The organism is Herbaspirillum sp. (genome assembly GCF_017744395.1).
Classification (GTDB): domain Bacteria; phylum Pseudomonadota; class Gammaproteobacteria; order Burkholderiales; family Burkholderiaceae_D; genus Herbaspirillum.
On record NZ_JAGIBI010000012.1, the window covers coordinates 40,774 to 54,768 of the forward strand.

The 13,995-nt window shown below is 64.1% G+C and carries 14 protein-coding genes; 5 read left to right on the plus strand and 9 right to left on the minus strand.

Features of this window, described 5'->3' with window-relative positions; all coding sequences use genetic code 11:
- Positions 1 to 146 precede the first annotated feature (146 nt).
- From hydA to J7548_RS19890, 5 genes are read right to left on the minus strand one after another with little or no spacing between them, the layout of a single operon-like run.
- Entirely contained in the window at positions 147 to 1,571 is a 1,425-nt protein-coding gene (gene hydA / locus J7548_RS19870) for a dihydropyrimidinase (protein WP_290978032.1), read from the minus strand.
- Positions 1,572 to 1,577: 6 nt separating this feature from the next.
- Positions 1,578 to 2,306 carry an aspartate/glutamate racemase family protein gene (locus J7548_RS19875; protein ID WP_290978034.1) on the minus strand — a complete coding sequence of 243 codons (729 nt, stop codon included), beginning with the start codon at positions 2,304 to 2,306 and terminating at the stop codon, positions 1,578 to 1,580.
- A gap of 10 nt (positions 2,307 to 2,316) precedes the next feature.
- Positions 2,317 to 3,108: an ABC transporter ATP-binding protein gene (locus J7548_RS19880; RefSeq protein WP_290978036.1), complete on the minus strand. Its 792-nt coding sequence runs from the start codon at positions 3,106 to 3,108 to the stop codon at positions 2,317 to 2,319.
- Positions 3,109 to 3,120: 12 nt separating this feature from the next.
- Positions 3,121 to 3,936, minus strand: a complete 816-nt coding sequence (locus J7548_RS19885; protein ID WP_290978038.1) for an ABC transporter permease — start codon at positions 3,934 to 3,936, stop codon at positions 3,121 to 3,123.
- 20 nt (positions 3,937 to 3,956) lie between these two features.
- Entirely contained in the window at positions 3,957 to 4,997 is a 1,041-nt protein-coding gene (locus tag J7548_RS19890) for an ABC transporter substrate-binding protein (protein WP_290978040.1), read from the minus strand.
- A gap of 393 nt (positions 4,998 to 5,390) precedes the next feature.
- Between J7548_RS19890 and J7548_RS19895 the strand changes: the two genes are divergently transcribed.
- Entirely contained in the window at positions 5,391 to 6,149 is a 759-nt protein-coding gene (locus tag J7548_RS19895; protein ID WP_290978042.1) for a GntR family transcriptional regulator, read from the plus strand.
- Positions 6,150 to 6,172: 23 nt separating this feature from the next.
- On the opposite strand, the gene J7548_RS19900 is transcribed toward J7548_RS19895, so the two are convergent.
- Positions 6,173 to 6,817 carry a TetR/AcrR family transcriptional regulator gene (locus J7548_RS19900; protein ID WP_290978044.1) on the minus strand — a complete coding sequence of 215 codons (645 nt, stop codon included), beginning with the start codon at positions 6,815 to 6,817 and terminating at the stop codon, positions 6,173 to 6,175.
- An 87-nt stretch (positions 6,818 to 6,904) separates the two neighbouring features.
- On the opposite strand from J7548_RS19900, the gene J7548_RS19905 reads away from it, so the two are divergent.
- The 4 genes from J7548_RS19905 to J7548_RS19920 all read left to right on the plus strand — a co-directional run bounded on the left by J7548_RS19905 (position 6,905) and on the right by J7548_RS19920 (position 9,979).
- Positions 6,905 to 7,741: a metal-dependent hydrolase gene (locus J7548_RS19905; protein WP_290978046.1), complete on the plus strand. Its 837-nt coding sequence runs from the start codon at positions 6,905 to 6,907 to the stop codon at positions 7,739 to 7,741.
- Positions 7,742 to 7,808: 67 nt separating this feature from the next.
- Positions 7,809 to 8,615 (plus strand): enoyl-CoA hydratase, encoded by an 807-nt coding sequence (locus J7548_RS19910; protein WP_290978048.1) that lies wholly within the window; start codon positions 7,809 to 7,811, stop codon positions 8,613 to 8,615.
- 97 nt (positions 8,616 to 8,712) lie between these two features.
- Positions 8,713 to 9,564 (plus strand): TorF family putative porin, encoded by an 852-nt coding sequence (locus J7548_RS19915; RefSeq protein ID WP_290978050.1) that lies wholly within the window; start codon positions 8,713 to 8,715, stop codon positions 9,562 to 9,564.
- Positions 9,565 to 9,595: 31 nt separating this feature from the next.
- On the plus strand, positions 9,596 to 9,979 hold the full coding sequence (locus J7548_RS19920) for a hypothetical protein (RefSeq protein WP_290978052.1): 384 nt from the start codon (positions 9,596 to 9,598) through the stop codon (positions 9,977 to 9,979).
- Between the two features lie 25 nt (positions 9,980 to 10,004).
- Here the strand turns inward: J7548_RS19920 and J7548_RS19925 are convergent, their stop codons facing one another.
- The 3 genes from J7548_RS19925 to J7548_RS19935 all read right to left on the minus strand — a co-directional run bounded on the left by J7548_RS19925 (position 10,005) and on the right by J7548_RS19935 (position 13,966).
- Entirely contained in the window at positions 10,005 to 10,430 is a 426-nt protein-coding gene (locus tag J7548_RS19925) for an adenylate kinase (protein ID WP_290978054.1), read from the minus strand.
- A gap of 89 nt (positions 10,431 to 10,519) precedes the next feature.
- A complete protein-coding gene (locus J7548_RS19930) occupies positions 10,520 to 11,233 on the minus strand; it encodes a response regulator (protein WP_290978056.1) in 714 nt (237 codons plus the stop codon).
- 9 nt (positions 11,234 to 11,242) lie between these two features.
- On the minus strand, positions 11,243 to 13,966 hold the full coding sequence (locus J7548_RS19935; RefSeq protein ID WP_290978058.1) for a sensor histidine kinase KdpD: 2,724 nt from the start codon (positions 13,964 to 13,966) through the stop codon (positions 11,243 to 11,245).
- Positions 13,967 to 13,995: the final 29 nt, after the last annotated feature.

The following is a 13,995-nucleotide window of genomic DNA, read 5'->3' on the forward strand; positions in this document are numbered from 1 at the left end:
ACGCCAGAACTCGCCCGGGCACGCCCTTGGCGTGCCCGGGACTGGCCTGGCTGACATTATCTTTGACCTTCCCCTGCTGCGTTTACGGCAAGGACTAGGCGCCGCTAAAGGGCTGTCCGGCATGCGACACGAAAAATATTTTCCCATCAAGCAGGAATATTTTTCCTGGGGCGCGCCGGATCGGGCAAGCCGCACGCCAGGAATTGCCCGCGGCCAACAGCCCCCCGGACCTGCCCGCCATCCCACACCACTTCCCCGCGCGAGAGCGTGGTCTCGGGCCAGCCGGTGATCCGCATGCCTTCATATGGCGTGTAATCGACGTCATGGTGCAGCATCTCATTGCGGATAATGACTTCCTTATGCGGATCCCAGATCGCGATATCGGCGTCGCTGCCGATAGCGATCGTGCCCTTGCGCGGATACAGGCCGTACATCTTGGCCGGATCGGTAGCGGTCAGCGCGACAAAGCGGTTCAGGTCGATGCGCCCTTTGCCCACGCCTTCCGAAAACAGGATCGGCATGCGCGTCTCCAGCCCGGGCGTACCGTTGGGGATGTAGCGGAACGGCACCTCCTTGCCGCCCGGTTTCTTGCCTTGCGGGTCTTCGTAACGGAACGGCGCATGGTCGGACGAGAATACCGTGAACAGGCCGCTGGCCAGGCCGTCCCATACATATTGCTGGTTGGCCTTGTCGCGCGGCGGCGGACTGCACACGCACTTGGCGCCGTGGTAACCGTCGTCGAGATGGTCCGCCGTCAGCACTAGGTATTGCGGACAGGTTTCGGCATAGATGCGCAGGCCGTGGCCGTGCGCCCAGCGGATCTGCTCGATGGCCTCCCGCCCCGAGACATGCACGATCAGGATCGGCACGTCCGCCAGCTCCGACAAGGCGATGGCGCGGTGCGTGGCCTCGCGCTCGACCAGCATCGGGCGCGAAGCCGCGTGGTATTTCGGCGCGGTCAGGCCGGCCTGCTCCAACTGCTCGGTCAGCCAGCCGATGCAGTCGGCGTTCTCGGCGTGCACCATGACCATCGCTCCCTCGCGCCGCGCCAGGGCCAGCAGGTCGAGTATCTGGCGATCATTGAGCTTCAGGTCGTCATAGGTCATATAGATCTTGAACGAGGTATAGCCCTCCCGCACCAGCTGCGGCAACTCTTCCTTCAATACCTGCTCGCTGGGGTCGCTGACGATCATGTGGAAGGCGTAGTCGATCACCGCTTTGCCCTCGGCGCGGCGATGGTAGTCCTCGACCGCCGCGCGCAGCGAACCGCCCTTGGCCTGGGCGGCGAACGGGATGACGGTGGTGGTGCCGCCGCAAGCGGCTGAAATGGTGCCGCTCCTGAAATCGTCGGCCATCTTCAATCCCTCTTCCATCGGTTGGTCGAGGTGGCAGTGCGCATCCACGCCGCCGGGCAGCACCAGCTTGCCGGTCGCATCGATCTCTTTCTTGCCGGGCGCCAGGCCACGTCCCAGCATGGCGACCTTGCCGTCCTTGATGCCGACGTCGCACTGCATGATGTCGGCAGCGGTAGCCACGGTGCCGTTGCGGATCACTACATCGAATGCGTCCATAAGATCCTACTTCACGTCGCGGAACAATGAACCCCAGCCGCGGATGCGCGACGGGTCGGCGCCGGCCTGCTTGAGCGACTTCCACACTACGGTGGAGATGGTGTCATAGATAGGGATGCCGATTTCCTTCTCCAGCTCTTCCACCAGCGGCGCACCGCGCAGGTTGGTGCAGAAGATGGTGATGGCCTGCGGCTTGTCCTTGGCGACTTCACGCACCATCGCGCGCAACGCGTCGGCGCCCACTTCGGAGAACGAGAAATTATCCTGCTTGCGCAAGTGGCGTTCGGACACGCATTCATAGCCGGCGCTGCCGTAGTTCTTGACGATGGCGGCCTGCACGTCGTCCAGGTAGGGCGTTACCAGTCCAAAGCGTTTGACGCCGGTCTTATCGAAAATCTCGTTCAAGGCCAGCACGGAAGTACAGGCGGCAATGCCGGTGGCTTCGGTAATGCGCTTGCATAAACGCTCGTCCGCCTCGAAACCGAGCCAGCCGGACGAAGTGCCATTCCAGCCGATGCTGCCGACCTTGGCATGCGACAGCAGCTCGGCTGCGCGCAGGATTTCGCCATCGTCGAACTGGGCCAGCGCCTGGTTGGACAGTGCTATCTCGGTGACGCGGAAGCGTCCGAAGTGGGCGCTGGCCTCGGGGATATCGGCGATCATCGCGGTGGTCACCGGCTCCAGCGTAGTGTTGGAGGACGGCGTCAGCATGCCGAGCAAAGTACGTTGCGTCATTGGTATCCTTTCACGCCGCCAGCTTCGCGGCATCCGCATGCGCCAGCGCCGATTCCTCGCGGATCAGGCCCAGCACATGGCGCTTGTATCGGTTGAATTCGGTCGTAGTGGTGTCGCGCGGGCGCGGCAGGTCGATGTCGATCAGCTCGCGCATGCGCCCTGGCCGGTGCGTCATCACCGCCACCTTGGTCGCCAGGATCAATGCCTCGTCCACGCTATGGGTCACGAAGACGATGGTGCCTTCATAGCGCTGCCACAGCGCGACCAGCTCTTCCTGCATCTCCAGCTTGGTCTGCGCATCCAGGGCCGCGAAGGGCTCGTCCATCAGGATCACGGACGGGTTCTGCAGCAAGGCGCGGGCGATGCCCACGCGCTGCGCCATGCCGCCGGAGAGCTCGCTGGGATAGTGATTTTCAAACCCCTTGAGTTTCACGGTCTCGATGAAGGGCTGGGCCGCCGCGCGCCGTTCGGCCGCGCTCTTGCCTTGCAGCTTGAGCGAGAAGGCGACGTTGTCCCACACCGGCAGCCAGGGCATCAGGTTGGCCTGCTGGAACACCATGCCGCGGTCGGCGCCGGGGCCGGCGATGGCCTTGCCAGCCACCTTGACTTCGCCGCCGGTCGGGAACTCGAAGCCCGCGATCATGTTCAAGAGCGTCGACTTGCCGCAGCCGGAGGGGCCGAGCAGGCACAGGAATTCCTTCTTTTCCAACTTGAGGCTGACGTTGTCGATGGCCAGCATTTCCGTGCCGCGCTTGCTGTCCTTGAACACCTTGACGATGTCGTTCAGTTCGATGAATGCCATGATGTTCCTTTCTTACGCTTTGCCTTGTACGGTGGAGACATGCTGCCAGCGCAGCACCGAATTCATGATCCGCTTCAATATCCAGTCGGCCAGAAATCCCAGCAGGCCGATGCTGATCATCGCCGCGATCACCAGGTCATAGCGCAGGAAGTAATACGAATCCCATAGCGCATAGCCCAGGCCGCTCTTGACCGCCACCATCTCGGCCGTCACCGTCAGCATCCAGGCGCTGCCGATGCCGATGCGCAAGCCGGCGAAGATGCTCGGCATGGCAGCCGGCAGGATCACGAAACGCAGCAGCTGCCCTTGCCTGGCGCCGGCCATGGCGGCGGCGCGCAGCAGGTTGCGGTCGGACGTCTTCACGCCATGCACGGTATTCATCAGGATCGGGAAGAAGGCGCCGAGGAACACCAGGAAGATCGCCGGCTTGTTGGCGATGCCGAACCAGATGATGGCCAGCGGAATCCACGAGACCGGCGGGATCGGCCGCAGCATCTGCACGGTCGGTTCGATGGCGCGCTCGACCCAGCGCCACCAGCCGATCGCCACGCCCAGCGCGATGCCGGACACGGCCGCGATCAGGTAACCGGCGGTCACCCGCATGCAGCTTGCCATGGCGTCGTAGATCCACTTGCCGCTGCTGTCCTGGGCGGCATCGTTGATGCCGAAGATCCAGTCCATCCAGGTGGCGAACACGCGCGACGGCGCCGGCAGCAACGCCGGCGGAATCACGCCGGAACGGGAGAATGCCTCCCAGAACAGCACCAGCAGCGCCGGAACCGCGAAGCGCCACTTCGCCTCCGACAGGGAACGCATCAATCCATTCATGGCGATTCCTTCCGTCTTCATCAATAGCCCAGCTCGGACTTCGGCTTGCCCGTGACGCCCATCAGGAAGCTGTAGTCCATGTTCTTTTCCGCCAATGCGGAAACGTCGCCGGAGACATACTTCAGGTCCTTCATCATGCCGGCGATAGCCTTGGTCTGGGTGCGGTACATGCGGTAATCGGGATAGGCATTGTTGAGCGCCTCGGTAGCGACCTTGGCATCCAGGCCGGTGCCCTTGACGATGCTGTTGACCCAGCCCTGCTTGTCTTTCTGCAAGCCGTCCACCAGCCTGACCACGGCGGCCACCGTCTCCTTCACTTCAGCCGGATGCTCCTTGATCACGTCCGAACGGGTCACGATCAGGTTGGTCAGGCGGCCGGCCGCCTGGTCGTACGGATAGGCGAAGTGCTTGCCCACGCCGGTCATGCGGATCTGGGATGCGAACGGCTCGACCGAGCAGATCAGCTCGACCTCGCCGCGCGACAGCGCCGCCGCGTGGTCGGACGGATTGGGGATATTGACGAACTGCACGTCCTTGGACGGGTCGATGCCGTGCGCGGCCAGCTCGCCGCGCATGTGCAGATCCTGCGCATTGCCGCGCGAGGCGGCGATGCGGAAGGGCTTGCCCTGCGCCTTGTAGTCCGCGATCAGCTTCTTCAGGCCGGCCCAGTCGTCCGAGGCCAGCTTGGTGTCCTTGCCCAACAGCATCTCGGAACCGCCGTTGACCTGGCCCGACACCGCCACCAGGTCGAAGCCCTTGTCCAGGCCGCTCACATACGCGAGGTAGGTCACCTGGGCGATGTCCACGCTCTTGGAGACCAGCGCCGTCAGCGCGTCGCTACCGGCGGTGAAGTTGATGCCTTCGATCTCCACGTTCTGCGCCAGCGCCGGCACCATGGCCATCGACATGCAGTGCGCGCACTTGGCATAGGCCAGCTTGATCTTCGGTTTGGACTGGGCGGCGGCCGAACCCGCCGCCATCGCGCCGCAGGCCAGCATGGCAGCCAGGGCGACACCTTTGAAGGACAGGCCGAACGGGGACTTGCGAACTTGCTTTTGCATCGTTTTCTCCCTGAAATTAACAAACCACATAAAAATTGTGACAATTTAATTTTTCATTGCCACCGTTTATGCAATAGATGTGCCAGCCAGGGAGATGACGGTGAATGCGCCACGCGATGGCGCGCAAAGACATGCCTCACAGAGGCAAGCAAGCCGTGAGGACAAAAAGATGGCGAAGAGGAAAGATCGCGGTTCGCACCAACTTGCAACTAAAAACGCATCAGGCAGAGAAAAATCTCACCACATAAGTGCGCCAAAATGACCCGCTCCCGCACAACGGATTCTTATTATTTTGTGACAAATCAATCCCACAATTTTCAGCTATCATGGCGCCAACCACGACACCGATAACGCCAGGCATACGCTGCGGGCGAGAACCTACGCCGAGACGACATGAGCACCAGCACGACCCAGTCCAGCCGCAAAAAGAGCATCGCCAAACCCGATAACAGCCCCCTGCCCGGCCAAGCCATCAACGCCCGCCCGATGGCCGGCGACCTTATCTACGAGCGCATCCTGGGCTCGATCATGGAACATCGCCTCACTCCCGGCACCAAGCTGGTGGAAGAAAAGCTGGCCGGCATTTTCGGCGTCAACCGTACACGGGTACGCGAGGTGCTGGCGCGGTTGTCGCACGAAGGCCTGATCACGACCATCCCCAACCGCGGCGCCTTCGTCGCCAGCCCCACGCCGGACGAAGCGCGCGCCATCTTCGGCGCGCGCCGCCTGCTGGAACCGGCCCTGCTGCGCCACCTGTGCGAACACACCCAGCCCGCGCACATCGCGCAACTGCGCGAGCATGTGGCCCAGGAAGCGCGTGCCCGCGAAAACAACGACCGCCGCGCCATCATCCGCCTCTCCGGCGAATTCCACATCCGCATCGCCGACATGGTCGGGAACCCGGTGATGAGCAAGATGATGCGCGAACTGGCCTCGCTCACCTGCCTGATCATCGTGCTGTACGACTCCCCCACGATGCCGGCCTGCGCCCACGACGAACACGGCCGCATCATCGACGCGATCGCCGCCGGCCGCGCCGAAGACGCGGTGGCCGCGATGATCGGGCACCTGCACCATATTGAGGAAGTACTGGACATGTCGGCGCCGCCCAGCGAGGACGAGGATCTGGAGGCGATGCTGGGCATGGTGTGAACGCGCCGAGGCGCTCCACAACATCAAGCCCTCAACATCCCCCAGGCCAGGCGCACCAGTTCGTCCTCGAACTGCCGTGTCCCCAGCAAGGGGGACTCTTCCAGGGATGCGCTGCGTATCGCCCCCATCACTGCCCGGGTGAGGACAAAAATTCCCGCCGCGTTCGGCACGCGCATCCCCGGCGACTCCACCTGCGCCAATGCCGCCGCAATATGCTCGGCGCCCTCGCGCATGGCCTGCATGATGTTCTCGTGATGATCCATGCGCCAGGCCAGCCGTATCATCGAACGCTTGAACACCCCGCCGGCGCCGAAGGCTTCGATCAGTACCCGGATGCGTTCGCGGATGATGCGTTCCGGATCGGCGCCCTGCGCCACCGACCTGGCCAGCATTTCCTGCATCTCATCCATCACCTTGCGCCGGCCGCGGTGGATCATCGCCAGCAGGATCGCCTCCTTGGTCGGGAAGTACTGGTACAGGGTACCGATGGAAAAACCGGCCCGCTCGGCGATCTTGTTGGTGGTCAGTTGCGCCTCGCCTTGTTCGTCGACGATCTGAGCAGTGGCGTCGAAGATGGTCTCGATGGTGCGCTGCGCGCGGTCCTGCACCGGCTGCTTGCGCATGGCCTGCGCGGCCTCCGGCGTTTTTTTCTTGCGGGAAAGTGCCATGATGGAAAACTGAGCCTGAAACGAGTTGAGGGGTGCCGGGCAAAACTGAATAATGCTCATATTCTTTAATCGCAGCAAGCCGCCCTCATGCCCATCGCCGCCATCGACCTTCCCGTGCGCAAACTCGCCATCGACCTGTCATCCGGCTTCGCACGCCACTGGCATGGTGGCGACGCCTATCGCAGCATGTATTTCAATGCGCTGTCGATGAGTTTCCCGGTGGGGGAACAATTCTTCATCGACGCGGTGCGCGCGGGCGCCGCCACCTTGCCGGACGATGAGGCCCATGCCCCGCTGCATGCGCTGGTCGCGCAATTCACCGGCCAGGAAGCCACGCATCGCCACCTGCACGGCCTGTACAACCGCCATCTTGAACGGCAAAACCTGCGCAACCGCTGGCAAGGCTGGGCCCAGCGCCGCGTCGACTGGTGCCATGCGCTCGGCCTCTCGCCGCTGAACCTGGTGGCGGTGACCGCCGCCTACGAACACCTCACCGCCGTCTTCTCCGACGCCCTGCTGCGCCACGGCTGGATGGACGGCGCCGACGAACCGATGCAGACGCTGTGGCGCTGGCACGCCTCGGAAGAAACCGAACACAAGGCGGTCGCCTTCGACCTCTACCGCGCCATGGGCGGCGGCAATCTGCGCCGGATGGCCTGGTATCTCTACGTGTTCGCCATCTTCTCGCTGGAAAGCAATGTGCAAACGCTGCTCAACCTCAAGCGCGACGGCAGCCTGTTCCGCCCCCGCACCTGGGGTTCGGCGTTGCGCTTCTGGTTCGGCCGCAACGGCCAGCTGCGCCGTTGCACCGGGGCGCTGCTGGGCTACCTGCGCCCCGGCTTTCATCCGGACGACGACGACAACCGCGCCATCGCCGCGCAATGGCTGGCGCGAAACAGCAGCCGTTGGACCCGCGTGAAATAATTGCAAGCACATCGCATCGCCATCGCGTTACCATCTCCGCAGACCAAAAACACCGAGGAGACCTGCGATGAGTGCAGCCAACGGCACAGACGCATCCCAACCCATCCTGCTGCGCGAAGACAAGGCGGGCATGGCCACGCTGACGCTGAACCGCCCGCAGCAATTCAATGCCCTGTCCGAAGCCATGCTCGATGCGCTACAGGCGCAGCTCGACCGGCTGGCCGCGGACGACAGCGTGCGCTGCGTGGTGCTGGCCGCCAGCGGCCGCGCCTTCTGCGCCGGCCATGACCTGCGCGAGATGCGCGCCACGCCGCAACTCGGCTACTACCAGGAACTGTTCCAGCGCTGCAGCCGCGTGATGCAGGCCATCCAGGCGCTGCCGATGCCGGTGATCGCGCGCGTGCACGGCATCGCCACCGCCGCCGGCTGCCAGCTGGTCGGCAGCTGCGACCTGGCCGTGGCCTCGCATGCGGCACGCTTCGCGGTCTCGGGCATCAACGTCGGCCTGTTCTGCGCCACGCCCTCGGTAGCGCTCACGCGCAACATCCCCATCAAGCGCGCTTTCGAGATGCTGGTGACCGGCAAGTTCATCGATGCGCAAACCGCCGCCGACTGGGGCTTGATCAACCACGCGGTGGCCGAGGAAGAACTGGATGCCGCCGTCGCCGCGCTGGCGGCGCAGATCGTCGCCAAGAGCCCGGTATCGATCCGCTACGGCAAGGCCATGGTCTATCGCCAGAAGCAGATGGCCTTGTCCGACGCTTACGAATACGCGGCCGATGTCATGGCGCGCAACATCATGGAAGACGATGCGATGGAAGGCATCGATGCCTTCCTCGAAAAACGCACGCCGAAGTGGGGGCCGCCGGCGTAATTTTTACGCCCCGTTAATGCGGCGCACCGAAAGTTTTACCAGGATTAAACGCGCATAAAACTAAGCTGGAAGCTCCTCAACCCGTGGAGTTTCCAGCATGAACCGCAAGGCACAACAAGAACAAGGTCCTGTCTTCCCGCAACACGCGCCGCTGGGCCGCCGGCGCCTGCGCAACGCCCAGTTCGCAGGCATTGCCACGCTGGCCGCTGCCGGCGCGCTGCTGGCCATCGCCGTCATCGCACCGGCGCAAGCCGCCGACAACACCGAAGCCGCCGGCGCCTCGCCGCTGCACCTGGCCGGCAATCTCGGCATCGTCAGCCAGTACGTCTTCCGCGGCACCACCCAGACCAACGAAAAGCCGGCACTGCAAGGCGGCTTCGACCTCACCCACGACAACGGCTTGTACGCCGGCCTCTGGATGTCCAACATCAGCTGGATCTCCGACAGCAACCCGGCCGCCTCGGCCAGCCTGGAAGCCGATCTCTATGCCGGCTGGAAACCGGCCGTCACCGACTGGCTCAACGCCGACCTCGGCGTGCTGCACTACGCCTATCCCGGCAGCTATCCGGACGGCATGACCAGCCCCGACACTACCGAAATCTACGCCGGCCTGGATGCCAAATGGATCGCCTTCAAATATTCGTACAGCACCGGCAATACCTTCGGCAACGCCGGCACCAGCGGCAGCAGCTATGCCGACCTGTCGGTCAACCATGAACTGTTCGCCGGCATTACCGGCGCTGCCCACATCGGCCGCCAGCGCTATACCGGAGCGAATGCTTCCATGCTGTCCTATACCGACTGGAAGCTCGGCCTGAGCCGTGATTTCTCCGGCTACGTCTTGGGACTGGCCTATACCGGCACCAACGCATCGGATGCCGGCTACACCATCCGCGGCAAGAACATCGGGCGCAGCCAGGTGGTGCTGTCGCTGAACAAGACGTTTTGAACTTGAAAGGCCGGTACAAGGAGTCATCATCATGCGCACCCAACGCCTACATCCGCTCTCCCCGCGCCATCTCTTCCTGCGTACCGGCCGCCGCCACCACTACCGCTGCGCGCTGGCCGCGCTGCTGGTCTTCATCGCCTGCGCCGGCCTGCTGCCACTGGCCCAGGCGGTGGTCCCCTACCGCTCACCCGACGACTACGGCCCTTCGCCGCAAGCGCAACGGCACCGCGGCGACTGCCGCCGCCAGGTATTGCAAGCGGTGAACGGGAAGATAGAAAGCGAGGATTTCGTCGCTCGCACCGACCGCGAATACTTCCGCTACGTGGTGCGCCAGAAGCTGCGCGAGGTGATGTTCATCTGCGATGCCCGCAATGGCGAAATACGCAGGCAGATCGATATCTGGGGGGATCTTTAGGTTCAGAACGATAGAGTGAAATCGTTCAATACGAAAATTGCCGCATTACCATTTCCATCAGATCCCTCGCCTCCTTTCTGGAACACAAGCGAAGCTTGGCTCCGGCAAAACCTTCGAAGAAGGATTGATGAAAAATACGGGCGCTCGATCCATCACGCGTGCAATAGCTGTCGGCCCAGGCCAGCAAATCCGCAAACGACTGTTCCGACGCGCCGCCACGTGGGCCGCGTTGCCGGATATTGGCGACACATTCCTCCTCCCCGATATCAAGCCAGAGCAGCATGGTCGCCCTATCGGCAATTTCGGTCGCAATCCAACCGTAGATACCTTCCATAATCCACTGATCGCCTACAGCAACTTCCTTGGCCATGCGAATCACCTCTGTCCGCTCGCGTGCCTTGTTATAGCCATCCGCCAGCCAATGGATGGAATCCCAGTCCGTCCACTTCATTCCGGTCTCCCGCTGCAACTGCTCGGCCAGCCAACTTTTCCCCGACCCCGAGTTCCCGATCACAACGATTCTGTTGAAATCACACCTCCTCATGGCTCCCCCACGACTTCCGCCACCCGATACCCCACCCCGATCTCGGTAAGGATATGCACCGGCTGCGCCGCATCCCGCTCCAGCTTCTGGCGCAGGCGCTGCATGTAGATGCGCAGGTAATGGTGGTCTTCCGCATGCGACGGTCCCCAGCCCGCCACCAGCAATTGCCGGTGCGTGATCACGCGGCCGGCGTCGCGCAGCAGGGTGGCAAGCAGGCGGTATTCGATCTGCGTCAGGTGCAGCGCCTCGCCGTTGCGGGTGACGCTGCGCGCCGGCAGGTCGACCACCACCTCGCCCAGGCGGTAGCGGCCGCTCGCCTTGTCGACGCCGGAGGCGCGCGCGTGGCGGCGCAGTTGGGCGCGCATGCGGGCCAGCAGTTCGGGCATGCCGAACGGCTTGGTCAGGTAGTCGTCGGCGCCAGCGTCGAGCGCTTCGACCTTTTCCGACTCCTGCGTGCGGGCCGAGAGGATCACGATGGGCACGCCGCTCCAGCTGCGGATCTCGCTGATGACCTGCTTGCCGTCGAGGTCGGGCAGGCCGAGGTCGAGGATGATCAGGTCGGGCTTGCGGGTGCCGGCTTCGGTCACGCCCTCGCGCGCGGTCTTGGCTTCATGGACGATGAAACCCTCTTGCTCCAGCGCGCCTTTCACCAGCTTGCGGATGTGCGGGTCGTCTTCGATGAATACGATGTTGCCTGCGTGTTCCTGCATGTTCTTTCCTTATTCTTCCGGCAAGTCGGGCTGCGCCTCCACCGGCAGCGTGAAACAGACGGTAGCGCCTTGCCCCGGCTCTTGCGGCGCGATCCAGATGCGGCCCTGGTGGGCTTCGACGATGGCGCGGCAGATCGCCAGGCCGAGGCCGACGCCGGGCGTGCTGGACTCATTGTCGCCGCGCGTGAATTTTTCGAAAGCGTGCTGCGCCATCGCCGGCGGGAATCCGCGGCCGTGGTCGGACACGCTGACCTTGACCTGCTGCGCGCCGTCCAGCGTCTCGACATGGGCGGCGATGGCGATGGCGCTGCCCGGCGGCGAATACTTGGCCGCATTCTCCACCAGGTTGGAGAATACCCGTTCCAGCAGCACCGCATCGACCCGCAGCAGCGGCAAACCGGCCGGCAGGCGCACTTCGACCGAACGGCCTTCGAGCGTCTTTGACAGCAAGCGCAGCGCCGACCCCGCCACTTCCTCCAGCGCATTCCACTGGCGATTCAGCGTGACTGCGCCGGCCTGCAGGCGCGCCATGTCGAGCAGGTTGTTCATCAGGCCGACCATCTTCTGCGACTGTTCACCGATAGTGCGCGCCATGGCGCGGGCATCCTCGTCCAGCCGGGGATTGGCGGCCAGCACGTCGGCGCTGCCGACCAGGGAAGTCAGCGGTGTGCGCAGGTCATGCGAGATGGCCGACAGCAGCGAGTTGCGCAGGCGTTCCGACTCCATGCTCACCAGCGCATCCTGCGCCACCTCGGCGTAATGCAGGCGCTCGATGGCCATGGCGATCTGCGAGCAGAAGATTTCCAGCATCTGGCGGTTCTCGGGCAATGCCAGCTGTGCCGCGGCAAGCTGGCGCTCGTCCTCGCTGGCGCCTTCGATGGCGAAGGCCAGCACGCCGCGGGTGCGCATGGTGGCCGTCAGCGGCAGGTAAAGCGCGGCGGCCGAAGGCAGCGTGGCGGTGCCCTTGCCGGCCGGCTGGCCGTTGTCGTAGACCCATTGCGCCACCCCGGCATCGACGCTCTTGAGCACATGGGCGCCGCCCGCCTCCTGCTCCGGCTCGGCCAGATGCAGCTGGTTGGCGCTGTCGGGCAGGAAAAAGGCGATGCGCGCGCCGAACACCGCGGCCAGGTGGCGGCGGCCGATTTCCAGGATCTGGTCCAGCGTCAGCAGGGCCGACAATTCCTTGCCCAGCATGTACAGGTTGGAGGCGCGCGTCTCGCGCTGCATGGCCACGCTGGCCTGGCGCCGCAGCCTGGCGGTCAGCGAGCTGATGAACAGCGACACCGCCAGCATCACCAGCAGCGTCAGCAGGTATTGCACATCCGAGACCGAGATCGAAAACCGTGGATCGACGAAGAAGAAATCGAAGGACAGCACCGACAGCACCGACACCAGCGCCGAAGCCGAACGGCCATGGCGCATCGCCACCAGCATCACGCCGACCAGGTACAGCATGATGACATTGGCCGGATGCAGGAAGTCGTTGAGCACGAAAGCCAGCGCGGTGGTGACGGCGCAACTGGCCACCGCCCAGGCATAGCCGCGTATGCGCCGACGGCGCGTGAGCAGGTCCTGCGCCGCATCGGCGACGGAATCTTCGCGGCTGTCGCCATCGCCGGCGGCGGTCCGGCTGCGGGCGACGGTATAGATGTCGACGCCTTCGCCCAGCGCGGCGATGCGCTTGGCCAGCCGGCCGCGCTGCTGGCCGATCACCAGCTTGCCCGCATTGCGGCTCTTGGTGAACTGCAGCAGCGCCGTGGCGAGTTCGTCGCCGCTGATGCTGGCGGTTTCCGCGCCCAGCGACTGCGCCAGCTTGAGATAGCCGAGCACGCGCTCGCGCCCGGCCAGCGCCTGGCTGCCATTGGCCAGGTCGACATGCACCGCCAGCCATTCGGCCTGCAGCTTGGCCGCCAGCCGCGCCGCCTCGCGGATCAGCCGCTCCTCGCCGGCACCGCTACCGACGGCCACCACGATGCGCTCGCGCGCCTGCCATAGCTGGGCGATGGAACGGTCGGCGCGGTACTCGCGCATGTCGGCATCGACCCGGTCGGCGGTGCGGCGCAAAGCGATCTCGCGCAGCGCGATCAGGTTGCCCTTGCGGAAGAAATTGCGCCCGGCCTTCTCGGCCTGCTGCGGCATATACACCTTGCCTTGCTTCAGGCGCGCCAGCAGTTCGTCGGGCGGGATGTCGACCAGCATGACGTCGTCGGCCTGGTCGAACACGTGGTCGGGCACGGTCTCGAACACGCGGATGCCGGTAATCTGGCCGACCACGTCGTTCAGGCTTTCGATGTGCTGGACGTTGAGGGTGGTGTAGACGTCGATGCCGGCTCGCAGCAGTTCGTCGATGTCCTGCCAGCGTTTGGCATGGCGCGAACCGGGCACGTTGGAATGGGCCAGTTCGTCCACCAGCATGACTTGCGGCTTGCGTTGCAGGGCGGCGTCGAGGTCGAACTCGGGGAGCAGGCGGTCGCGGTAGGCGACCTTTTTCATCGGCAGGCGTTCGATGCCTTGCAGTTGTTCCTCGGTCTCGCTGCGGCCGTGGGTTTCAACCACGCCGGCGACCACGTCGATGTTTTGCGCGCGCAGGACCTGGGCGGCTTCCAGCATGGCGAAGGTCTTGCCTACGCCTGCCGAAAAACCGAAAAAGACCTTCAGGCGGCCGCGGGATTGGCGGTCTTCCTCGCGCATTACGCGTTCGAGCAGGTCGTCGGGGTTGGGGCGGGTGGTCATTTTGAGGATGGTTTTAGAGCATTGTAGTC